The sequence below is a fragment of the Caulobacter hibisci genome (assembly GCF_016135805.1).
In the GTDB taxonomy this organism is placed as follows: domain Bacteria; phylum Pseudomonadota; class Alphaproteobacteria; order Caulobacterales; family Caulobacteraceae; genus Caulobacter; species Caulobacter hibisci.
The window spans coordinates 20,589-42,635 of the sequence record NZ_JADWOX010000029.1; the positions used below are offsets into that span (position 1 = coordinate 20,589).

Consider the following 22,047-nt stretch of genomic DNA (forward strand, 5'->3'; position numbering starts at 1 on the left):
CGTGGTTCGCCTCCCAAGTTCGCGTGGGGGGCGGCGAGGCGTTGCACGATCGGCCGTCGTCGGCGAGGTTGCCCGCCGCAGCGACAGTCGGAAGGGATTCTATGCAGCGACGCGAAGCTCGGCTTGAAGGGATCAGCCGTCGCGCACTGATGGCCGGCGGCGCGGGTCTGGCGGGGCTGGCCCTGGCCGGCAAGGCTGCGGCGCAAGGGCGGGCTTCGGATCGCGTCGAGACGCTGATCGCCCAGATGACGATCGACGAAAAGGCCGGGCAGCTGTCCTGCTACGCCGACATGATCCGCCCGCCGGTGGGCGACATGAACCCGGCGATCAACCTGCGCAACACCCAGCAGCTGCTGGCCGAGACCCGGGCGGGCAAGATCGGCACGCTGATGAACGGGGTGGGCGTCGAGGGCGCCCTGCTGGCCCAGACGGCGGCGGTGGAGCATTCGCGGCTGGGCATCCCGCTGCTGCTGGCGGCGGACGTCATCCACGGCTTCAAGACCGTTTATCCGATCCCCCTGGCCGAGGCCGCCGCCTTCGATCCGCCCCTGGCCGAGCGCACGGCGCGGGCCGCCGCCCAGGAGGCTACGGCCCACGGCCTGCACTGGACCTTCGCGCCGATGGTCGACGTCGCCCGCGACGAGCGCTGGGGCCGGGTGGCCGAAGGCTCGGGCGAGGACGTGTTCCTGGGCGAGGCGCTGGCCCAGGCCCGGGTGCGCGGCTTCCAGGGGCCGAACCTGACCGCGCCGGACTCGATGCTGGCCTGCGCCAAGCACTTCGCCGCCTACGGCGCCGTGGCGGCGGGCATGGACTACAACACCGTCGAGATCTCCGACGCGACCCTGCGCGAGGTCCACCTGCCGCCGTTCCAGGCCGCCTTCGAGGCCGGGTGCCTGACGGCCATGTCGGCCTTCAACGACATCAACGGCGTGCCGGCCACGGCCAACAAGAGGCTGCTGACCGACCTGCTGCGCGGCGAGTGGAAGTTCCGCGGCGTGGTGATCTCTGACTACACCGCCGACCAGGAGCTGGTGGCCCACGGCTATGCGGCCGACGACCGTGACGCGGCGCGGCTGGCGATCCTGGCCGGCGTCGACATCAGCATGCAGAGCGGGCTCTACAGCCGCTATCTGCCCGAGCTGGTGGCCAGCGGCGCGGCGCCGATGGCGGTGGTCGACCAGGCCGTGCGCCGGGTGCTGATGCTGAAGGAAGCCATCGGCCTGTTCGACCAGCCGTTCCGCTCGATCGACGCCAAGGCCCAGGCCGCTCGCACCGCGACGCCGCAGATGCGCGCCTTGAGCCGCGAGGCGGGCGGCCGCTCGATCGTGCTGCTGAAGAACGAGGGCGGCATCCTGCCCCTGCCGCGCGCGGGCAAGCGCATCGCCCTGATCGGCCCCTTCGCCGACGACCGCGACAACATCCTGGGGCCCTGGGCCTTCTTCGGCGACAAGAGCCTGGGTGTCGATCTGGCCACCGGCTTTCGCCAGGCCATGGCCGATCCGAACCTTCTGCAGACGGTCAAGGGCAGCGACGTCGAAGCCTCGATCCCCGGCGGCATCCAGGCGGCCGTGGCCGCTGCGGCCGCCGCCGACATCGTCGTGCTGGCGATCGGCGAGGGCCAGAACATGTCGGGCGAGGCCCAGTCGCGCACCGAGATCGGCATTCCCAAGCCGCAGATGATGCTGGCCGAGGCGGTGGCGGCCGTCGGCAAGCCCACCGTCGTGCTGCTGCGCCATGGCCGGGCCCTGGTGCTGGACGGGGCGGTCAAGAACGCGCCCGCTATCCTGGCCACCTGGTTCCTGGGCACCGAGACCGGCCACGCCGTGGCCGATGTGGTGTTCGGATCGGTAAACCCCTCGGGCCGCCTGCCGGTCAGCTTTCCCTACGAGAGCGGCCAGCAGCCCTACGCCTACAATCACCGCAGCACGGGTCGGCCGGCCCCGGCCGACAGCGAGATCCAGGAGTACAAGGCCCGCTGGCGGACGGTGAAGAACGAGGCGCTCTATCCGTTCGGCTACGGGCTTTCGTACACCACCTTCGCCCTGTCGAACCTGAAGCTGTCCTCGCCGACCCTGGCCTGGGACGGCAAGCTGCAGGTCAGCGCCCGGGTCGCCAACACCGGCAAGGTCGAGGGGACGCACGTAGTGCAGCTCTATGTCCGCGACCGGGTGGCCAGCCGCACGCGGCCGGTGCGCGAGCTCAAGCGCTTCCTGCGGGTGACGCTGAAGCCCGGCGAAAGCCGCGACGTGACCTTCGTGCTGGAGCGCGGCAGCCTGACCTTCTTCGGCGAAGGCGACCGCTGGATCGCCGAGCCGGGGCTGTTCGAAGTCTGGGTCGCCAACAGCGCGGTGGACGGGCTGAACGCGCAGTTCACGCTGGTGTCCTAAACCCTTCTCCCCTTGCGGGAGAAGGTGGCGGCCGAAGGCCGACGGATGAGGGGTCTCTCAGACCTCGACGGCTGCGCCCGGTCGATCCGCAACAGCGACCGACAAGGCTTTCGACCCCTCACCCGACCCGCTTCGCGGGCCACCCTCTCCCGCAAGGGGAGAGGGGATCGTTTGAGCAAACAACCCCCGCACCCAGTCGTTGACCCGGCCGTCGATCACCAGGTGCACCCTGTCTTCCGTCCCGTGGTTGGCGACGCTGTGGGGGTCGGTGAGCTTGAGGTACCAGGCGCTGCCGGCCTCCATGACCACGCGGGCGCCGTTGAGGCGGAAGTCCACGTCGGGGTTGGTGACGACCGGCACGTGGAAGCGCACGAGGGCCGAGGTCGCGTCGAGGTCCTCGTCGCTGTGGGTCTTGATCACCGAGCCGGGGGCCAGCTTCATCAGCCGGGCGCTGGTGGCCTCGAACGGGAAGGCGGCGATCACCTCGCGGAAATAGGGGCAGGGGGCTAGGAACGGGGTGTCCTCGAAGGCCGTCGCGCCGGGATCGGAATAGATCATCATCACCGGATGGGTCGCGCCCGCCGCGCTGCGCAGGGGAATGACGCTCCAGTCGCCCTCGTAGTTCTGGGTGACGAAATGGGCGATCCAGTCGGCGCCGGCGGTCAGGGCGTCGAGGTCCGCGCGCAGCCGGTCGGGATCGAAGGTCAGCGGCAGCTTCAGGCGGTCTGGCAATCCCATCGGCGGAGCCTATGGTGCGGCCTCTCAACCGACAAGGGCCGTGGAGGCGCATGCAACTTTCGGCGGACGTGGAGGCGGTGGTCGAGCGCCTGGTTGCCGATCCTGAGCACTGCTCGCGGCTGTTGGCGCTGTTCCGCGACGAGGACTTCGTCGCCGCCTTGGACGGTCCGGCCGAGGCCGTGCGTGAACGCCTGAACGGCCGAACTTTCGTCCCGCGCGCCGTGGCCCCGCCGGCCGGCTGGCTGCCGATTGCCGTGCGGCCGGAGGAGGACGCCGTCGACTGGGCCTTCTTCGGCGGGCGGCGGCTGGACGAGCCGTTCTTTGGCGAGAGCGTCGCGGCCGTGCGGAACGCGCCGCTGAACCGGCTGTTGGCCCTGCGCACATCGCTTTCGGCGCTGGAGGGGCTGGACGGTCCCTCGCCCGACGGCCTGATCTTCCACATGTCGCGCTGCGGCTCGACCCTGGTCGGGCGCATGCTGGGCGTCGGAGCGACCGTGCTGTCCGAGGCCGCGCCGATCGACGCGGTGGTGCGCGGCGACCTGCCCGATGAGCGCAAGATCGTGCTGCTGCGCGGCGTGGTCGCGGCGCTGGGACGGGCGCGCGGCGCCGGCGAGGGCCGCCTGTTCCTCAAGCTCGACTGCTGGCACGCCATGGCCTTCGACCTCTTCCGCCAGGCGTTTCCGGATGCGCCGTGGGTCCACCTCTACCGGACGCCGGACGAGGTGCTGGTCTCGCATGCGCGGGGCGTCGGCGAGCAGATGGTCCCGCAGGTCGTGGCGCCGTCGGTGTTCGGCCTGGCCGAGCCGGCGGTGCCCGACGTCGATTACCGCGCCCGAGTGCTGGCGGCGATCGGCGGGGCGATGCTGGACGCCCTCGGGCGCGACGGCGCGGGGCTGCTGGTCAATTACGACGCCCTGCCGTGGGCGGTGATCGAGCGGGTGGCGCCGCACTTCGGCTGGCTGCCGACGGCTATGGAGCTTGAGGCGATGACGGCGGCGGCGCGGCTCGACGCCAAGGCGCCCGGCCAAGCGTTCCGGCCCGACGGCGCGGCCAAGCGCGCTGCGGTCGATCCAGCGATCCGCGCGGCCAGCGCCCGCTGGCTGGACGGCCTGCATGGCCGGCTGGAGTTGGGATCGGGGTGCGGAAACCTCGCCCTTCGACAGGCTCAGGGTGAGGTTTCCTCCTGAGCCGCCTTGCCGCTGAGCGGCGTCCCCCTTGGTCCTCATCCTGAGCTTGTCGAAGGACGAGGCCACGCACGGGGCTGGCGGTCGCTGATCTGAAAGAAGAAGGGGTGGAAGGGGCGCATCTGGGATTGGGGGGTGATGCGCCCCTTCCGGTCGCGGCGTGTCCGGGGGGATGCCGCCGCGATCAGCCCCGCACCGTCGCGCGGGGGTCGAAGAGGGGAGGGCCGGGACCCTCCCCAAACAGTCAAGCCTTCGGGGCGCCGCCGCCGAGGACCTTGTAGAGCGTGACCAGGTTGCTGGCCCGGGCCAGGCGCGCGGTGATCAGGCCCTGCTGGGCCGAATACTGCGTGCGCTGGGCGTCCAGCAGGGTCAGGGAGCTGTCGACACCGCGGTCGTAGCGCAGCTTGGTCAGGCGCGCGGTGTCGGCGGCGGCGGCGGCCAGGCGTTCCTGGGCGGCCAGGCGGTCGCCGATGGTCGCCTGGGTCGCCAGGGCGTCGGAGACCTCGCGGAAGGCCGTCTGCACGGTCTTCTCGTAGGTCGCCACGGCGATCTTCTGGCTGGCCTTGGCGCCGTCCAGATTGGCCTTGTTGGCCCCGCCGGCGAAGATCGGCAGGCTGATGCTGGGGGCGAAGCTCCAGCTCTTGGTGCCGCTCTTGAACAGGTCGCCCAGGTCGGCGCTGGCGCTGCCGTACGAGCCGGTCAGGCTGATCTGCGGGAAGAAGGCCGCGCGGGCCGCGCCGATGTTGGCTTCCGCCCCCATCAGGTCGTGCTCGGCCGCGATGACGTCCGGACGGCGGGTCAGCACGTCGGACGGCACGCCCGCCGGCAGGTCCGAGAGGATCTGCGCGGTGATCAGGCCGCCGGCCGGCAGCAGGTCGGTCGGCACGTCGGTCCCGGCGAGCAGGCGCAGGGCGTTCTTGTCCTGCTCGACCTGGGCCGAGTAGGTCGCCACGTCCGAACGGGCGGTCTCGGCCAGGGTCTGCGAAGCGCGCAGGTCCAGCTGCGAGACCGCGCCGGCGTCGAACTGGCGCTGGGTGAGGGCCAGGCTGTTCTCGCGGCTCTTCAGCGTGTCCTTGGCCAGGGAGAGCAGGTCCTGGTCGGCGGCCAGGGTCAGCCAGGCGTTGGCCGTCTCGGCGATCAAGCTGATCTGGGTCGCGCGGGCGGTCTCGGTGGTCGACAGATAGCTCTGCAGGGCGACGTTCGACAGGCTGCGGACACGGCCGAACAGGTCGACCTCGTAGGAGGTCACGCCGATGCCGGCCGAATAGGCCTCGACCTCGAGCGCCGACCCGGTCTGCGAGGTCGCCGCCGGGGTGTGGCTGCGGGTCTCGCTGAGCGAGGCGTTGACGCCCGGCAGCAGGTCGGCGCGCTGGACGCGATAGGTCGCCCGGGCCTTGTCGATGTTGAGCACCGCGACCCGAAGGTCGCGGTTGTTGGCCAGGGCCAGCTCGATCGTCCCCGCCAGGCGGGGATCTTCGAAGACCTGTTTCCAGGCCAGGTCGCCGGCGCTCACGCTCGAACCGTTGGCCGAAGCCGTTGGCCAGGTCGTGGCGACCGGCAGGGCCGGACGCTCGTGCGGGGGAGCCAGGGTGCAGGCCGACAGGGCGGAAGCGGCCAGCAGGGTGAGGGTCAGGTTACGAAGCATCATCTCAGTGGCTTTCCACCGGAGCGGCGGGGGCCTCGTCGTGGTGACGGGGCTTGGGCTTGAAGATCCGTTCGACGATCACGAAGAACAGCGGGACGAAGAAGATCGCCAGGATGGTCGCCGACAGCATGCCGCCGATGACGCCGGTGCCGATCGCGTGCTGGCTGCCCGATCCGGCCCCGTTGGAAATCGCCAGAGGCAGAACGCCGAAGACGAAGGCCAGCGAGGTCATGATGATCGGACGCAGGCGGATGCGGACGGCTTCGAGCGTGGCTTCCACCAGGTTTCCGGTGCGCTCGTAGATCTCCTTGGCGAACTCGACGATCAGGATGGCGTTCTTGGCCGCCAGGCCCATGGTCGTCAGCAGGCCCACCTGGAAGTAGATGTCGTTGGACAGGCCGCGCAGGGTGGTCGCCAGCAGGGCGCCGACGATGCCGAGCGGAATGACCATGATCACCGACAGCGGGATCGCCCAGCTCTCGTAGAGGGCGGCCAGCAGCAGGAACACCACCAGGATCGAGATGGCGTACAGGGCCGGAGCCTGGTTGCCCGCCTCACGCTCCTGGGCCGACAGACCGGTCCATTCGAAGCTGATGCCGGCCGGCAGCTGGGCGGCGATCTTTTCCATCGCGGCCATCGCGTCGCCCGAGCTCTTGCCCGGGGCCGGCGAGCCCTGGATGTTCATCGACGACAGGCCGTTGTAGCGCTCCAGTCGCGGCGAGCCGTAGACCCAGTGCGTGGTGGCGAAGGCCGAGAAGGGCACCATCTGGCCGCTGGTGTTGCGGACGTACCAGTTGTTGAGGTCTTCCGGCTTCATCCGGTACTGGGCGTCGGCCTGCAGATAGACCTTCTTGACCCGGCCGCGATCGACGAAGTCGTTGATGTACGACCCGCCCCACGCGGCGCTGAGCGCGGCGTTGATGTCCGCGGTGGTCAGGCCCATCGCCCCGGCCTTGGCCTGGTCGATGTCGATCTTCAGCTGCGGGGTGTCTTCCTGGCCGTTGGGACGCACGCCGACCAGGTTGGGATCCTGGGCGGCCATGCCCAGAACCTGGTTGCGGGCGGCGGTGAGGGCGTCATGGCCCACGCCGCCGATGTCCTGCAGCTGGAAGTCGAAGCCCGACGAGGTGCCCAGTTCCGGCACCGCCGGCGGCACGATGGCGAACACCATCGCGTCGCGGATCTGGCCGAAGGCGCCCATGGCGCGGCCGGCGACGGCCTGGGCCTTGAGGTTGGCGGCCTTGCGCTCGTCGAAGTCCTTCAGGCGGACGAAGGCCAGACCGGCGTTCTGGCCGGCGCCGCTGAAGCTGAAGCCCGAGACGGTGAACACCGACTGCACGGCGTCCTTCTCGCCTTCCAGGAAGTGGCTGCGGACCTGGTCCAGCACGCCCTGGGTGCGTTCCTCGGTGGCGCCCGGCGGCAGCTGGACGAGGGTAATCATGATCCCCTGGTCCTCTTCCGGCAGGAAGGCGCTGGGCAGGCGGACGAACAGCAGGCCCATGACCAGGATGATCACGCCGTAGATCGCCATCCAGCGGACGCTCTTGCCCAGGATGCCGCGGACGCCGTTCTGGTAGCGGCCCGAGACGTCGTTGAAGCTGCGGTTGAACCAGTTGAAGAAGGTGTTGGCGAAGTTGACGATCGCGCCCAGCGGACCCTGGTGGTCGGTCCGCAGCGGCTCGCCATGGCCGCGGCTCGACGGCTTCAGCATGGTTGCGCAGAGGGCCGGGGTCAGGATCAGGGCGACGATGACCGACAGGCCCATCGCCGAGACGATGGTGATCGAGAACTGGCGGTAGATGACGCCTTGCGAGCCGCTGAAGAAGGCCATCGGCACGAACACCGCCGACAGCACCAGGGCGATGCCGATCAGGGCGCCGGTGATCTCGGTCATCGACTTGCGGGTGGCCTCCAGCGGAGACAGCCCTTCCTCGCTCATCACCCGCTCGACGTTCTCGACCACGACGATGGCGTCGTCGACGAGCAGGCCGATGGCCAGCACCAGGCCAAACATGGTCAGGGTGTTGATGGAGTAGCCGAAGGCCGCGAGGATGCCGAAGGTGCCCAGCAGGACGACCGGCACGGCGATGGTCGGGATCAGGGTCGCGCGCCAGTTCTGCAGGAACAGGAACATGACGATGAAGACGAGGATGATGGCCTCGACCAGGGTCTTGATGACCTCGTGGATCGACAGCTCCACGAAGGGCGTGGAGTCGTAGGGTACGACGTAGCGGTAGCTGCTCGGGAAGCTCTTCTCGAGCTGGGCCATGCGCGTCTTGACCGCCTTGGCGGTGTCGAGCGCGTTGGCGCCGGGGGCCAGCTTGATGGCCAGGCCGGCGGCCGGCTTGCCGTTGAACTTCGAGGCCGAGACGTAGCTTTCGGCGCCCAGTTCGACACGGGCGACGTCGCGCAGGTGGACGATGGCGCCGCCGGTGCTGTTCTTGACGATGATGTTTTCGAACTCTTCCGGCGTCTGCAGGCGCGACTGGGCCGTGATCGTGGCGTTCAGCGCGGTGCCCGGCAGGTTGGGCGAGCCGCCCAGCTGGCCGGCCGAGACCTGGGCGTTCTGCGCCGTGATGGCGCTGGAGACGTCGGCCGGGGTCAGGCTGTAGGAGGCCAGCTTGTTCGGGTCGAGCCAGATGCGCATGGCGTACTGGGCGCCGAACAGCTGGACGTCGCCCACGCCGTCGACGCGGCTCAGCGGGTCCTGGATGTTGGAGGCGATGTAGTCGGCCAGGTCGGTGTTGGTGGTGCTGGCGTCCTCGGAATAGAGGCCGACCACCATCATGAAGTTACGGGCCGACTTTGCGACCGTCAGGCCTTGCTGCTGCACCTCTTGGGGAAGCAGGGCCTCGGCGCTCGACAGCTTGTTCTGCACCTGCACCTGGGCGATGTCGATGTCGGTGCCGGCCTTGAAGGTCAGGGTCGTGGTGGCCGAGCCGGAGCTGTCGCTGGTCGACGACATGTAGTCCAGCCCGTCCAGGCCCTTCATCTTCTGTTCGATGACCTGGGTGACGCTGTCTTCGACCGTCTTGGCCGAGGCGCCGGGATAGTTGGCGGAGACCGAGACCTGCGGCAGGGCGATCTCGGGATATTGGGCGATCGGCAGCGTGCGGATGGCCAGGGCCCCCGCCAGCATGATCACGATCGCGACGACCCACGCGAAGATGGGCCTGTCGATGAAGAAACGGGACAACATGACGGTCCGGCCTTAGCGTTGAGCGGTGATGACGGCGGCCTTCACGGGCGCGCCGGGACGGACCTTCTGCAGGCCTTCGACGATGACCTGGTCGCCGACCTTCAGGCCGGAGGTGACCAGCCACTTGTCGCCGACGGTCTGGCCGACGGTGATCGGACGGGTTTCCGCCAGGCCCTTGGCGTTGACCACGGTGACCGTGGCGTTGCCCTTCGGGTCGCGGCTGACGCCGGCCTGCGGGACCAGCACGGCGTTGGAGGCCACGCCCTTGCCCAGGGTGGCGCGCACGTACATGCCCGGCAGCAGGACGCCGTTCGGATTGTCGAAGGTGGCGCGCAGGCCGAACGAGCCGGTGGTCTGGTCGACGGTGACGTCGGCGAACTCCAGGCGGCCCGAGACCGGGTAGGTCGAGCCGTCTTCCAGCTTCAGGGTCACCTGGGCCGAGCCCGAACGACCGATCTGGCCGCCGGCCAGGTCGCGCTGCAGCTGCAGCAGTTCGGCCGACGACTGGGTCAGGTCGACATAGATCTTGTCGAGGTTCTGGATGGTGGCCAGGGCGGTGGTCTGGCTGGCCGTGACCAGGGCGCCGGGGGTCACCGAGCTCTTGCCGATGCGGCCCGAGATCGGGGCCACCACGCGGGTCCAGCCCAGGTTGATGCGGGCGCTGTCGACGGCGGCCTTCTGGGCGGCGACGTTGGCGGCGGCCTGCTGGGCGGCGGCCTGGGCGTCGTCGTTGTCCTGCTTGGAGACGGCGTTGACGGCGACCAGTTCCTTGTAGCGGTCGGCCTTCAGCTTGGCGGCGGTGTAGGTCGCCTGGGCCTGGGCCAGGCCCGCCTGGGCGCTGTTGACCGAGGCCTGGAAGGTGGCCGGATCGATCTGGTAGAGCGGCTGGCCGGCGCGGACGTAGCCGCCTTCCTGGAACAGGCGCGACTTGACGATGCCGCCGACCTGCGGGCGCACTTCCGAGACCAGATAGGCCGAGGTGCGGCCTTGCAGTTCGCTGATCAGGGTCACCGGCTCGGTCTTCACGACCACCACGCCCACGGGCGTCGGCCCGCCCGCGCCCATGCCGCCCGCGGCGCCGCCCTTGCCTTGCCCGCAGGCGGCGAGGGTGAGCGAGACAGCCGCCAGAAGAACCGCCGAAGCGGCGAGCGGACGTTTGATAGCCATGGATATCCCCGGAGCGTCAGAGCGCCGCAAGGAGGGAGGATCCCTTGACGACGCGCCTATGATGAACAATTTGAGAATGAACGTTCATTCTCAATTGCGCTGGACATAGGCCCGGGGTAAGGCGAAGTCAACACCCCGACAGGACGGCGCGGTTGACCTGACGGAAATGTAATGGAGAGCGAGACCCTCGATGGTCGACGTGAGTACAAGCGCCAAGCCGACGCCCGAGGCGCGGCGGCAGCAGATTTTGGATGCGGCCTGCGACATCGTGCGCCGCTCGGGCTTCCACGGGGCCAGCATGGCCGAGATCGCCAAGGCCGCGGGCCTGAGCGTGGGGCAGATCTACCGCTATTTCGAGAACAAGGAGGCCATGGTCGCGGCCATCGTCGCCCAGGACCTGGCCGAGATGCGCGAGAAGTTCGCCGAGCTGGAAAGCCGGCCGGGCACGCTGCTCGACGCCATGCTCGAGCACATCGATGACGCCGTCTGCAAGTGCTACGACCCGCGTCGCGCGCCGCTGGTGCTGGAGGTGATGGCCGAGGCCTCGCGCAATCCCAAGGTCGCCGCCATCGTCCGCGCCGCCGACGAGCAGGAGCGCCTGCTGGCCCGCAGCATGCTGGAGCGCAGCCGCAAGCCCGAATGGAGCGACGAGGAGTTCGCCGCCCGCACCGAGATGATCGGCGCGATGTTCGACGGCCTGGTCATGCGCAGCGTCAACCACCCCGACCAGGACCGCCAGGCCATCGCCCAGACGATGAAGGCCGTGCTGACCTGCCTGCTGGGGTAGGGCGCTAGGAGATCCAAAGGCCCATGCGGCCGGCGATCTTCCAGGCGCCGTCGGGCTTGCGACGCAACAGCACGAGATACCCGCCGCCCGCGAGCGGTCCGGAGACCGAGTCGGCGTAGGCCAGGGCCTCGGATCCGTCAGGGGACACTACCGGCACGGTCAGGGTGTGGGTGGTGACGTCGTAGAGACCGTCACGCCGCATGCGCGGCGACCCTTCCGACGCGACTATGCGCATGCCCCTGGCGGTGATCGACCGACGGACGTCCGCGCAGTCCGTGACGCTTGCCTGTCGGGCGGCGCCGAAGGTCCGGACGGTAGCGCGAGCGGGCGGGCGTACTGGCTCGGGAAGGCCGTCGGCCTTGACCTGGAACCAGCGTGAATCGTTTGGATCATCATCCAGGAGAAGGGCGCCGTCGGGCCCTCGGAACCTCGACAGGATGTCTTCGCCCGGAGCCGTCCGCACGGCGCCTGGCCGCGAGCCGCTCGGGGACAGGACGCCCTCGACCAGGACCTTGGCCGCCGCGCAGGCCGCTACGCGCCGAGCCGGCATCGGCTTGGCGGGCGCCGTGGATGGCAGGCCGATACAGAGGGCCAGGCTGAGGAACAGGGCGAGGCGGGGCGGGGACAGCATGTATTGAGATTACACGCGTAACCGATATGCGCCAGTTCTTTGGATCAGGGCACCAGCACCCGCCGCAAGGCCGGCACGGCGACAGCCAGTTCGTCGGTCACGATCTTCGAGAAGTAGTCCGCCCCGTCGCGGCCAAGGTGGGTGTAGTCGAACGACAGCTTGGCCTGGCCCATGGGCTCGACGGCGGCGTTGTTCTGGGCGGCGGGCGCGGGGGTCACGCCCGTCGCCGCGGGTTGGGCGCTGATCGTGGTGCCGGTCCTGGCGGCGGCCAGCACCTCGGGCGGGGGCGGCATCTGGGCGAAGCGGGTGGCTTCCGCCGCGCCCATGGCCTGGACGGCGGCGAAGCTCTTGGCGTGAAGATCCACGAGCGGCGTCTGGGTCTCGGTGGCGACCTTGCGGGTCGCTTGCGCCCAAGGGCCCAGGTCGTCGATCAGCTTGCCGTCCTTGAACTGCCGGCGGGTCAGGGGCGTGACCAACACCGGCTTGCCGCCGGCCGCCCGCACCTCTTCCACATAGCGCTTGAGGTTGACGGGGTATTCGGTGACCAGATCCGTCGAGCGCCCCGGCTTGCCCGGCTGGTCGTTGTGGCCGAACTGGATCAGCACATAGGTGTCGGAAAAGCCGCCCGAGCCGATCTCCTTCATCGCCAGCCGCCACGAGCCCTCGGTGCGATAGTTGCCGCTTGAGCGGCCGCCGCGCGCCAGGTTGATGCAGGCCGCGAACGAGGTGACGTGCTGCCCGCAGAAGCTGGGCCCCCAGCCGCCGATCACGGCGGTGGTGGAGTCGCCGACCAGCACGATCTTCACGGCGCGGAACATCGGGGGTTCGGGTTCGGCGGCTGGCGTCTGGGCGTGAGCGGTCATGGGGGCGGCCACGAGAGCGGCGGCGAGGAGGAGGGACTTCATCGGGTGTCAGCTCCAAATTGCTCGTCATCCCGGCCGCAGCGGAGCGGAGAGCCGGGACCCAGGGGCCGCCGCACTGCGCTTGGCCCCTGGGTCCCGGATAAGCGCTACGCGCTTTCCGGGATGACGATGAAGGGGATGGGGGAGGATCTGAAACTACGCCAGCGCCCGGTACTTGAAGTTCCGGAACCGCGCCGAGCCCTTGCCGGCGGCGTAGATCCCCGGCTTCAGCATCAGGAAGCCGCCGCGCACATTGTGGTGGTAGCCGCTGACCTCCATGCCGCGGTCGAACCGCTTCCAGGTCGCTCCGCCGTCGCCGCTGGTGTGGAAGGCGACGATGTGGCGGGTGTTGCGCAGGCGGATCAGCATCTTCGAGCCATGCGGGTTCGCGGGACGTCCGCGCTCGATGCCGTACTGGTGGGTGACGAAGTTCTTGGCGTCGAAGCCCAGGCCGCAATAGAGCTGGCGGTCGTAGAAGAGGATCAGGCCGGCGCGGGTGTCGGGGTCGATCTCGACCTCGCACTCGATCTCGTAGGCCTGGTCGCCGTTGACGAAGATCAGCGGCGAGCCTGTCGACGGCGCCTCGCCCGCGCCCTTGAGGGTCAGCACACCGCCGGCGCGGCTGATGCGGTCCTGCTCGCCCGGCTTGGGATCGAAGAAGTTCCACTGCACGCCGTACTTGTCGGCCCCGAAGTCGTCCGACAGCGCCATGCCGTGCGACCCGCTCTTGCCGCCCTTTGGTTTCTTGATCGGCTTGGCAAGGTCGCCGCCGCCGATGTCGAACCAGCCGTCCTTGGTCCAGGTGACGGGCGCCAGCAAGGTCTGGCGCCCCAGGGTCCAGAAGCCGTTCTCGTAGCCGTGATAGACGCTCCACCAGTCTCCGGGCGTCGGCCCCTCGACCAGGGTGGCGTGGCCGCGCGACCACCATTTCTCGGCGTTGTCGACGGTGCGGACCAGCGGGTTGCGCGGATGGTTCTCCCACGGGCCGGCCAGCGATTGGGCGCGGGCGGCGATGACCATGTGGCCGGTCGGCGGGCCGGCCGTGCCGCCGACGGCGGTGATCATGTAGAACCAGTCGCCGCGCTTCATCACCTTGGGGCCTTCGGGCGAGAAGCCCTCGACGTCCCAGTCGTCCGGATAGCGCCAGGGATCGTAGACGTGCTCGGGCTTGCCCACCGTCGACAGGCCGTCGGGCGCTAGCCTGATGCGGTCGCCGCCCGACAGGAACAGCCAGCGCTCGCCGTGCTCGTCGACCACGTGACCGGGGTCGATATAGCCGGGCAGCTTCAGGTCGATCGGCTCTGACCACGGGCCTTCGATCTTGTCGGCCCAGATCACGTAGCTGGTGTTGTTCTTGGGGAACTTGGCCGGGATGTAGAGGTAGTAGCGACCCTTGTGCTTGCACAGTTCCGGCGCCCAGACCGAGCCGATGTTGGTCTTCAGGGCCGGACCCACCGGCGACCAGTTCACCAGGTCCTTGCTGTGCCAGATCAGCAGGCCCGGATAGGCGTCGAACGACGAGTGGGTCATGTAGTAGTCGTCGCCGTCCTTGAGGATCGACGGGTCGGGCCGGTCGCCGGCCAGGATCGGATTGAGGAAGGTCCCGTCGCCCAGGTCGCCCTTGCGCTGGCCTTCGATGCCCTTGGTCCAGGTCGGTCCGGAGGTCGCCTTGGCGGGCAGGGAGCCTACACCTTCGGCCGCGGCGGGAAGGGCGGCGGCGGCCGCGGCTCCGGTCAGAAGCGAGCCTAAAGCGCCGCGTCGGCTGAGATCGGCCATGTGTTTCCTTCCCGAGGCGAGGGCCGCGCGTCCTGCGTCGCGTCGGCTTGTTACCGGTCACTTAAGCGGCGTGACGCGGCTTTGTCTACCGGTGTCATCGCCCATTTTCCGAGGATAACGCTGTCAGGGGCGCGGGCAAAAGAAAACGCCCGGGAGCGGGGCTCCCGGGCGTTTGCCGGTGTCGAAGGAACCTCCCCCACAGGGGGAGGTTCTCGAAAACTACCCCTGCATCGCCTCGAGTTCCTTGCCTCGGGTCTCGTGGATCAGCTTCTGAACCAGGAAGAACGAGACCACGGCGCTGGCCGCGTAGAAGCCGTAGGTGGCCGCCAGGCTCAGCTTGGCCATGGCCGGGAAGCTGAACGAGATCGCGAAGTTGGCGATCCACTGGGCGAAGCCGGCGACGGCCAGGGCCGAGCCGCGCATCTGGTTGGGGAACATCTCGCCCAGCATGACCCACATGACCGGGCCCCAGGAGAGGTTGAAGAAGATCACGTAGAGGTTGGCGGCGACCAGGGCGATCGGGCCGACGCTGCCGTCCAGGTGCAGGGCGCCGTTGACCGTGGTGGCGGTCGAGAAGCACCAGGTCAGCACGCCCAGGGTCACGGCCATGCCGACCGAGCCGATCAGCAGCAGCGGCTTGCGGCCGATCTTGTCGATCAGGGCGATGGCGGCCAGGCAGGCCACGATCGACAGCGCGCCCGACAGGATGTTGATCTTCAGGCTGTCGTCCTCGGTGAAGCCCACCGACTGCCACAGCACCGAGCCGTAGTAGAAGACGATGTTGATGCCGACGAACTGCTGGAAGACCGCCAGGACCAGGCCGGCCCACAGGATCGGACGGATCTTGCGGCTCACCGGGTCGAGCAGGTCCGAGAACTTCGGCTTGTGGTCGGCGCTCAGCGAGGCGCGGATCTCGGCGACCTTGGCCGCGCCCGTGCCTTCGCCGAACAGGCGCGACAGGATGGCTTCGGCCTGGGCGTCCTTGCCCTTGGCGACCAGGAAGCGCGGGCTTTCCGGAATGGTCAGCAGGGCCAGGAAGAACACGCCGGCCGGGATGACCTGCATCCAGAACATCCAGCGCCAGGCGGGCAGGCCCAGCCAGAACTCGGCGGTCGAGCTGCCGGCGGTGTGGGCCAGCACATAGTTGGCCAGGAACGCGCCGGTCAGGCCGGTGATGATCATGATCTGCTGCACCGACGACAGGCGGCCGCGGATGTTGGCGGGCGTGACTTCCGAGATGTAGACCGGGCACAGCACGCTGGCGGCGCCGACGCCCAGGCCGCCGATAAGGCGGAAGATCACGAAGATGGTCGAGGTGTGGGCCGCGCCGGTGCCCAGGGCGCTGATCACGAACAGCAGAGCCGAGATGATCATCACCGTACGGCGGCCCCAGACGTCGGCCAGGCGGCCGGCGGCGAAGGCGCCGACGGCGCAGCCGATCAGGATGGCGGCGACGTTCAGGCCGGTGCCGAAGGCGGTGAGCTTGAAGGCGCTGTTGAGGCCTTCCTGGGTGCCGTTGATGACGCCGCTGTCGTAGCCGAACATGAAGCCGCCGATGGTGGCGACGGCCACGATGGCGGCGACGAAGGCCATGTTGACCTTCCCGCCATCGGCGCTCATGCCGGCGCTGGGCCCGGCGCTGGAGACTGAAGCCACTGGTGTCCTCCCCGAACTGGCCCCTCTGCGGAGCCATGTTTGATCCCTAACAGGCCCCCGCGGGAACCCTTGTTGCCGGCGACCTTAGTGTTACCGGTATCAGCGCGCAAGCGGCCGTTTTTGCGGGATTCCCCCTCCGCCGCCGTCTTCGCGCCAAGCGATAGTGTCAGGTCCCGCGCCGGCCGCAAGAGGCCATGGCAACGTTGTCATTTACGTGTCCGCCCTAGAGGCCTCGCGGCAAGATTTTGCGAGATGTTCGCAAGTATCGTCGCGCCCGCGCAAGAACATTGCCGAAAAGAAATTTGCTCCGCGGGCCAAGCCGCGCTTTACGGCTGGAGGTCGAGACCAGCGCGGACCGTCCGCTCGCGGCGCCTCGACCGACTATTTCCGGGGGACGCGCCTTGCGCCTGAAGACCATCCTGCTGTCCGCCACCGCGATCCTCGCGACGCCTTGCCTGGCGCTGGCCCAGACGGCCGCCCCGGCGCCTGCGGCCAAGACCCCGGGCCCGCCGGCCGTCGAAGGCGTCACCGTCACCGGCGACTCGACCGCCATGCGCAGCTCGATCGACCGCCGCAGCTACAGCGTCGCCAACGACCTGACCGCCCGCACCGGCTCGATCGCCGACGCGCTGCGCAACATCCCCTCGGTCGAGGTCGACGTGCAGGGCAATGTCAGCCTGCGCGGCGACGCCAACGTCACCATCCTGATCGACGGCAAGCCCTCGGGCATGTTCAACGGCGACGGTCGCGGCGACGCCCTGCAGGCCATGCCGGCCGACCAGATCGACCGCGTCGAGGTGATGACCAATCCTTCGGCGGCCTTCCGTCCCGACGGCACGGCCGGGATCATCAACCTGGTCACCAAGAAGACCCGCAAGCCGGGCGGCACGGGCACGCTGCGCCTGAACGCCAGCCCCGACGGCCGCTACAACGGCGGCGTCAGCGGCAACTACGTCAATGGCAAGCTGACCCTGTCGGGCGACGTCGGCCTGCGCCACGAGCAGCAGGAGGCCTGGCAGACCATCGCGCGCCAGACGGCCGCCGGATCGAGCACCCAGGACGGCGCCTTCGAGAACAAGGGCGACATGGTCAATCTGCGCGGCGGCGTCGACTACGACGTCACGCCCAAGGACCGGCTGAGCGGCGAAGTCCGCTGGCGCAGCATGAAGTTCGACACCACCGGCGAGGAGACCTACCAGTCGTCCTCGGCCGCCTATGTGCGCGACACCGACGCGGCGATGAAGCGCGACAACGCCGGCGTCAGCGCCGACTGGCGCCACCAGTTCAAGGGCGCAGAGCACCAGCTGACCGCGCACCTGGAATACGAGGAGACCGACTTCTCGCGCAATTCCACCGCCTTCACCGACAACACGCCTTCGGCCGACGTCTATGAGGCGTTCGGCTTCGGCGCCGAGCAGGCGCGGACCAACTTCAAGACCGACTACGCCCAGCCCGATGTCGGCGGCGGCACGCTGAAGACCGGCCTCGATTTCGAGTGGACCAAGAACGACTACGACAACCACGGCGAAAAGGGCGCGGCCCCGAACGCCCTGGCGGTCGACGCCGCCCGCACCAACCGCTTCCTGTACGACCAGGACGTCTATGCCGGCTACGTGACCTACGAGAAGGCGTTCGGCGACTTCACGGCCCAGGGCGGCCTGCGGGCCGAGCAGGTGAACCTCGACGCCAACCAGGTGACCACCGGCCAGAAGATCGCCAACGACTACTTCAAGGTCTATCCCAGCCTGCACCTGGGCTACACGGTCAATGAGAACAGCACCTTCAAGGCCAGCTACAGCCGCCGGGTGCAGCGCCCGCAGGTGCAGGACCTGAACCCCTATCCGGTCTATCAGGACCCGCAGAACTACCGGGCCGGCAATCCCTATCTGAAGCCGCAGGTGACCGACTCGTTCGAGCTGGGCTGGCAATACCGCAAGGGGCCGGCCTACTATCTGGCGACGGCCTATTACCGCAGCAGCGACGGCGTGGTCACCGACGTGGTCCGCGACCTGGGCAACGGCGTGCTGCTGACGACCCGCGAGAACCTCAGCCAGAGCCGCAACGGCGGGCTGGAGCTGGTGGCCAACGGCCGGCTGACGCCGAAGATCACCTACAACGTCAGCGCCAACGCCTTCTGGAACGAGATCGACGCGAGCAACCTCGGCTTCACCGGCACGCGCTCGGCCACCACCCTGTCGGGCCGCGCCAACGTCAACTGGCAGGCCACGCCCAAGGATTTCTTCCAGATCAACGCCTTCACCTCGGGCAAGCGCTTGACACCGCAGGGCCATCGCGAGCCGTTCCAGATGGTCAATCTGGGCTACCGCCGGAAGGTCAACGACAAGCTGTCGCTGGTCGTGACCGTGCAGGACGCGCTGGATAGCTTCGAGGACAAGGCCGTCACCGATACCGCCGCCCTCAAGGACGTCACCGTGCGCACGGCCAACGTCCGGGCGGTGTTCTTCGGCTTCACCTGGGCCTTCGGCGGCGGCAAGCCCCGTCCCGAGCAGTTCGACTTCGGCTCGGGCGCGGTCGGCGGTTAATCGACCTGAGATCCTCCTCCTCTGGGGGGAGGTGGCCCGAAGGGCCGGAGGGGGGAAGTTTTCAGCTTTCGAGGCCTTGGCCGCTTCAGCAATGACTTCCCCCTCAGTCGCTCCGCGACAGCTCTCCCTTCAGGGGGAGCGTCTTGCCGCTACAGCCACCCCGCCGTCTTGAAGCGCCGGTAGAGCAGCGTACAGACGACCACGATCAGGCCGATCGTCGCCGGATAGCCGAACATCCACTTCAGCTCGGGCATGTGCTCGAAGTTCATGCCGTAGATCCCGGCCACCGCCGTCGGCACGGCCAGGATGGCGGCCCAGGCGGCCAGCTGGCGGGTGATCACGCCCTGCCGCTGCTGCTCCAGCAGCGAGCTGACCTCGAACACCGAGTTGAGCACGTCGCCCAGGCTGCCGATCAGCAGGTCGATCCGGGCGATGTGGTCGCGCACGTCGCGGAAATAGGGCTTCACGTCGGCGTCGATGCACGGCGTGTCGTGATGTTCCAGATAGCCGGCGACCTGGGTCATCGGACCCAGCAGCCGCAGGAACTTGGTCAGCTCGCGCCGCAGGGTGAAGAGGCGGGTGATCTCGGCGCGGCTTAGGAAGGCGTCCAGGGCCCGGTGCTCCATCTGCGCCAGCTCGTCTTCCACCGCATCCACCACCGGCAGGTAGCCGTCGACGATGAAGTCGAGGATGGCGTGCAGCACGTAGTCGCCGCCCTTGGCCAGCAGGGCGGGCGTGGCCTCCAGGTGGGCGCGCAGCTCCAGGTGCGCGCGGGCCGAGCCGTGGCGCACGCTGATCAGGTGGTGGTCGCCGACGAAGATCTCGGTCTCGCCGAACACGACCCGTCCGTTCTCCAGCTGGGCGGTCTTGGCGACCACGAACAGCTGGTTCCCATAGAGGTCGACCTTGGGCATCTGCCGGGCGTGCAGGGCGTCCTCGACGGCCAGCGGGTGCAGGTCGAACCGTTCCTGCAGTATTCGCAGCTCTTCTTCCGTCGGTTCGACAAGGCCGATCCAGACGAACTCGCCCTTGCGCGGCGTCAGGTCGCTGGGCTCGTCGAGCCGCAGCTCGCGTGCGCGCTTTCCATCGACATAGGCGTAGGCGGCGACGACGCTCATGCGGGCTCCGGGTGTCTCGGTACGGACATGGCGACAACGCGGAGCGCGGGCAAGAGCGCCGCTTGACGATATTCACAACATATGTAGAGTTTTGATCGAGCCTATCGCGAGGACGCATCCGATGACCGACCCTCGATCTGACCTGGCCGCGCGCCTGATGGCGCTGGCCGCTCGAAATCCGCCCGCCGACCGCATCGAATGGGCGGCGGCCATGCGCGGCGAGTTCGCGACGCTGGACCATGGTCGCCTGTCCTGGGCCACGGGTTGCCTGGCGGCCAGCCTCGTCTGGCGCGCGCCCGGCGAGGCGTCGTACGCGGCGCTGCTAGCCGGCGGCGTCTATGTCATCGGTTGGGGGATGTCGCGGTTGGGCTGGGCGCTGTTCGAGCGCGGCCTGCTATCGGTCGAGGCCGGACTGGTCCTGCCTTTGCCGACCCTGCTGATCGGGACCTTCGTCCTGGCCCTGCTCGCCGGTCTGGCGCGGCCCGGCCGCGCGGCGGCGACGGCGCTTGTGCTCGGCCTGGCGCCGTCCCTGATCGGCCTGGCCCTGGGCGCGGGGCCGTTGGGTACGCTGGAGGCGGCCGGTGCGCCCGCCGCCGTCGCCTTGGCGCTGCTGACCGGCCTGGCCGCCTTCGGCGCCGTCGCCGGCGCCTGGCTGGGCGCTCGCCCGCCGCAACACGCCTAGAGAGGAGCACGTCCATGCCCGCCGCCCCCCGCAAGCTTTCACCCCAGTCCCTGGCCGTGCTCGACGCGCTGCACGGACGCGAGTGGCTCTATGGCCTGGAGGTTTCGGCCGCTACGGGCCTCAAGTCCGGCAGCCTCTATCCGATCCTGATCCGCCTGGCCGACCGCGGCCTGCTGGAGAGCCGCTGGCTCGAGCCCGAGCGCCCCGGCCGTCCGGCCCGCCACGCCTATCGCATCACCGGCGCCGGCCGCTCGGCCCTGGCCGAAGCCCGCCGTCCGTCCGCATCCCTGGCCCTTGGAGGCATCTGATGACCGAACGCCGAAACGATCTGGCCGCCGCGATCATGGCGCTGGCCACCCGAAATCCGCCCGCCGCGCGCCAGGAGTGGGCGTACGCCATGCAGGCCGAGTTCGCCGCGCTCGCGACGGGGCGCCTGCCTTGGGCGCTCGGCTGCCTGGCGACGAGCCTGCGCTGGCGGGCCGCCGGCGAGGCTGGCTATGCCGCCGCCTTGGCGGCCGGACTGGTGGTCGTGATGGCCGCCCTGCCGCTGGTCATCGCCGCGTCTAGCGCCTTCAGGCCGGGCGAACCGAAGGTGGTGTTCAAGCTTCTGCCCATGGTCATCGTCGGCGCGCCGCTGCTGGCCGGCCTCGTCGTCGGGACCTGGCGCGCCGACCGTAAGCTGCTGTCGGCCCTGGTGCTGGGCATGGGGCCGCAGGTGATCAATCTGGTCGTGTTCGCCGTGCGGGGCTCGGCCATCGGATCGAGCATCGCCGACGCCCTCGTCGCCTATCTGGTCATCGGGACCATGATGACGCCGATGAGTTTTGTCGGCCTGCTGACCGCCGCCGGCCTGCGTCGGCTGCGGACGGTGAGGATCGCGCGATGAGCGGCCGACGCAGGGACATCGCCGGCGCGCTCATGGCTCTGGCGACGCGTGCTGCGCCCTCCGAGCGGCGTGACTGGGCCGGCGCCATGCAGGCCGAGTTCACGGCGCTGGAGCGTGGGCGCCTGTCCTGGGCGCTGGGCTGCCTGACGACGAGCCTGCGCTGGCGGGCGCCGGGAGAGGCGGTCTATGCGGCGGCGCTGGCGGGGAGCGTGTTCTTCGTCAGCACGATCGCCTCCTTCCTGCTGATCGAGGCGATGGTGTTCGGACTGATCTCGCTGGACGCCATGTTCGCCTTGCAGGCGCCGGTCGCCGTCGTCGCCCATCTGGGCCTTGGCGGCCTGCTGGGGTTCCAGCGTCCCGACCGCCGGCTGGTCACCGCCTTGGCCCTGGGCGTCGGCCCCCTGCTGGTCGGGCTCGCCAGCATCGACGGCTTCCATCATCTCGGCCGGGTCGATCCCGGCACGGCTCTGCAATGGGCCGGGGCGCTGACCATGCTGGCCCTGGGCTACGCCGCCGCGACACTGGGCGCGCGGCTGCGTCGGTTCGCGGCCTGAGATCCTCCCCCTTTGGGGGAGGTGGCCCGGAGGGCCGGAGGGGGGCGTTCTCAGCAGCCGCTAGGTCAGCAGTCACGTGCCCCGCCCTAGCGTGGCGGCCGCACCCCCGACAGGGGGGGGATCATGAGCCCAGCTGCCCCGTCACCCCCACCCCGTAGGTGTTGCGCGATGCGGCGTCGGGCGTGGGGACGC

17 protein-coding genes and 1 pseudogene are annotated in these 22,047 nt (G+C 69.2%); 9 read left to right on the forward strand and 9 right to left on the reverse strand.

Annotation, left to right across the window (positions count from 1 at the left end; translation table 11 throughout):
* Positions 1-101 precede the first annotated feature (101 nt).
* Positions 102-2,387, forward strand: coding sequence for a glycoside hydrolase family 3 N-terminal domain-containing protein (locus tag I4Q42_RS24600; RefSeq protein WP_198578741.1), 2,286 nt, complete (start codon positions 102-104; stop codon positions 2,385-2,387).
* Positions 2,388-2,444: 57 nt separating this feature from the next.
* Here the strand turns inward: I4Q42_RS24600 and I4Q42_RS24605 are convergent, their stop codons facing one another.
* Complete coding sequence (locus I4Q42_RS24605; protein WP_198578742.1) at positions 2,445-3,125, reverse strand: aspartyl/asparaginyl beta-hydroxylase domain-containing protein; 681 nt, start codon at positions 3,123-3,125, stop codon at positions 2,445-2,447.
* Between the two features lie 50 nt (positions 3,126-3,175).
* Here I4Q42_RS24605 and I4Q42_RS24610 point away from each other — a divergent pair, with 50 nt between their 5' ends.
* Positions 3,176-4,312 carry an aspartyl beta-hydroxylase gene (locus I4Q42_RS24610; RefSeq protein ID WP_198578743.1) on the forward strand — a complete coding sequence of 379 codons (1,137 nt, stop codon included), beginning with the start codon at positions 3,176-3,178 and terminating at the stop codon, positions 4,310-4,312.
* A gap of 241 nt (positions 4,313-4,553) precedes the next feature.
* On the opposite strand, the gene I4Q42_RS24615 is transcribed toward I4Q42_RS24610, so the two are convergent.
* From I4Q42_RS24615 to I4Q42_RS24625, 3 genes are read right to left on the reverse strand one after another with little or no spacing between them, the layout of a single operon-like run.
* Positions 4,554-5,954: an efflux transporter outer membrane subunit gene (locus tag I4Q42_RS24615; RefSeq protein WP_198578760.1), complete on the reverse strand. Its 1,401-nt coding sequence runs from the start codon at positions 5,952-5,954 to the stop codon at positions 4,554-4,556.
* A gap of 4 nt (positions 5,955-5,958) precedes the next feature.
* A complete protein-coding gene (locus I4Q42_RS24620; protein ID WP_198578744.1) occupies positions 5,959-9,153 on the reverse strand; it encodes an efflux RND transporter permease subunit in 3,195 nt (1,064 codons plus the stop codon).
* A 12-nt stretch (positions 9,154-9,165) separates the two neighbouring features.
* Complete coding sequence (locus I4Q42_RS24625) at positions 9,166-10,320, reverse strand: efflux RND transporter periplasmic adaptor subunit (protein WP_198578745.1); 1,155 nt, start codon at positions 10,318-10,320, stop codon at positions 9,166-9,168.
* Positions 10,321-10,510: 190 nt separating this feature from the next.
* Here I4Q42_RS24625 and I4Q42_RS24630 point away from each other — a divergent pair, with 190 nt between their 5' ends.
* Positions 10,511-11,107, forward strand: coding sequence for a TetR/AcrR family transcriptional regulator (locus I4Q42_RS24630; protein WP_198578746.1), 597 nt, complete (start codon positions 10,511-10,513; stop codon positions 11,105-11,107).
* A gap of 4 nt (positions 11,108-11,111) precedes the next feature.
* Here I4Q42_RS24630 and I4Q42_RS24635 read toward each other — a convergent pair whose 3' ends face one another.
* Together I4Q42_RS24635 and I4Q42_RS24640 are read right to left on the reverse strand one after the other, a co-directional pair.
* Positions 11,112-11,738: a hypothetical protein gene (locus I4Q42_RS24635; protein WP_198578747.1), complete on the reverse strand. Its 627-nt coding sequence runs from the start codon at positions 11,736-11,738 to the stop codon at positions 11,112-11,114.
* 44 nt (positions 11,739-11,782) lie between these two features.
* On the reverse strand, positions 11,783-12,643 hold the full coding sequence (locus tag I4Q42_RS24640; protein WP_198578748.1) for a rhamnogalacturonan acetylesterase: 861 nt from the start codon (positions 12,641-12,643) through the stop codon (positions 11,783-11,785).
* Here I4Q42_RS24640 and I4Q42_RS26255 point away from each other — a divergent pair.
* Positions 12,642-12,741 (forward strand): annotated as a pseudogene (locus I4Q42_RS26255) (hypothetical protein); the annotation flags it as partial. The gene I4Q42_RS24640 and the pseudogene I4Q42_RS26255 overlap by 2 nt on opposite strands.
* Before the next feature lie 55 nt (positions 12,742-12,796).
* Here the strand turns inward: I4Q42_RS26255 and I4Q42_RS24645 are convergent.
* The gene (locus tag I4Q42_RS24645) at positions 12,797-14,416 is read right to left on the reverse strand and encodes a family 43 glycosylhydrolase (RefSeq protein WP_198578749.1); all 1,620 of its coding nucleotides are present in this window, start codon (positions 14,414-14,416) and stop codon (positions 12,797-12,799) included.
* Between the two features lie 219 nt (positions 14,417-14,635).
* Positions 14,636-16,072, reverse strand: coding sequence for a sugar porter family MFS transporter (locus tag I4Q42_RS24650; protein WP_198578750.1), 1,437 nt, complete (start codon positions 16,070-16,072; stop codon positions 14,636-14,638).
* Between the two features lie 401 nt (positions 16,073-16,473).
* On the opposite strand from I4Q42_RS24650, the gene I4Q42_RS24655 reads away from it, so the two are divergent.
* Complete coding sequence (locus I4Q42_RS24655) at positions 16,474-18,615, forward strand: TonB-dependent receptor domain-containing protein (RefSeq protein ID WP_198578751.1); 2,142 nt, start codon at positions 16,474-16,476, stop codon at positions 18,613-18,615.
* A gap of 149 nt (positions 18,616-18,764) precedes the next feature.
* Here I4Q42_RS24655 and I4Q42_RS24660 read toward each other — a convergent pair whose 3' ends face one another.
* Positions 18,765-19,733 (reverse strand): magnesium and cobalt transport protein CorA, encoded by a 969-nt coding sequence (locus I4Q42_RS24660; RefSeq protein WP_198578752.1) that lies wholly within the window; start codon positions 19,731-19,733, stop codon positions 18,765-18,767.
* Positions 19,734-19,854: 121 nt separating this feature from the next.
* On the opposite strand from I4Q42_RS24660, the gene I4Q42_RS24665 reads away from it, so the two are divergent.
* The 4 genes from I4Q42_RS24665 to I4Q42_RS24680 are packed head-to-tail and all read left to right on the forward strand — an operon-like array spanning position 19,855 to position 21,855.
* Positions 19,855-20,415, forward strand: coding sequence for a hypothetical protein (locus tag I4Q42_RS24665; protein ID WP_198578753.1), 561 nt, complete (start codon positions 19,855-19,857; stop codon positions 20,413-20,415).
* Between the two features lie 14 nt (positions 20,416-20,429).
* Positions 20,430-20,723 carry a PadR family transcriptional regulator gene (locus tag I4Q42_RS24670; protein WP_198578754.1) on the forward strand — a complete coding sequence of 98 codons (294 nt, stop codon included), beginning with the start codon at positions 20,430-20,432 and terminating at the stop codon, positions 20,721-20,723.
* Positions 20,723-21,301, forward strand: a complete 579-nt coding sequence (locus tag I4Q42_RS24675; RefSeq protein ID WP_198578755.1) for a hypothetical protein — start codon at positions 20,723-20,725, stop codon at positions 21,299-21,301. The genes I4Q42_RS24670 and I4Q42_RS24675 overlap by 1 nt, the downstream gene beginning before the upstream one ends.
* A complete protein-coding gene (locus tag I4Q42_RS24680; RefSeq protein ID WP_198578756.1) occupies positions 21,298-21,855 on the forward strand; it encodes a hypothetical protein in 558 nt (185 codons plus the stop codon). Before I4Q42_RS24675 ends, I4Q42_RS24680 begins: the two co-directional genes overlap by 4 nt.
* Positions 21,856-22,047: the final 192 nt, after the last annotated feature.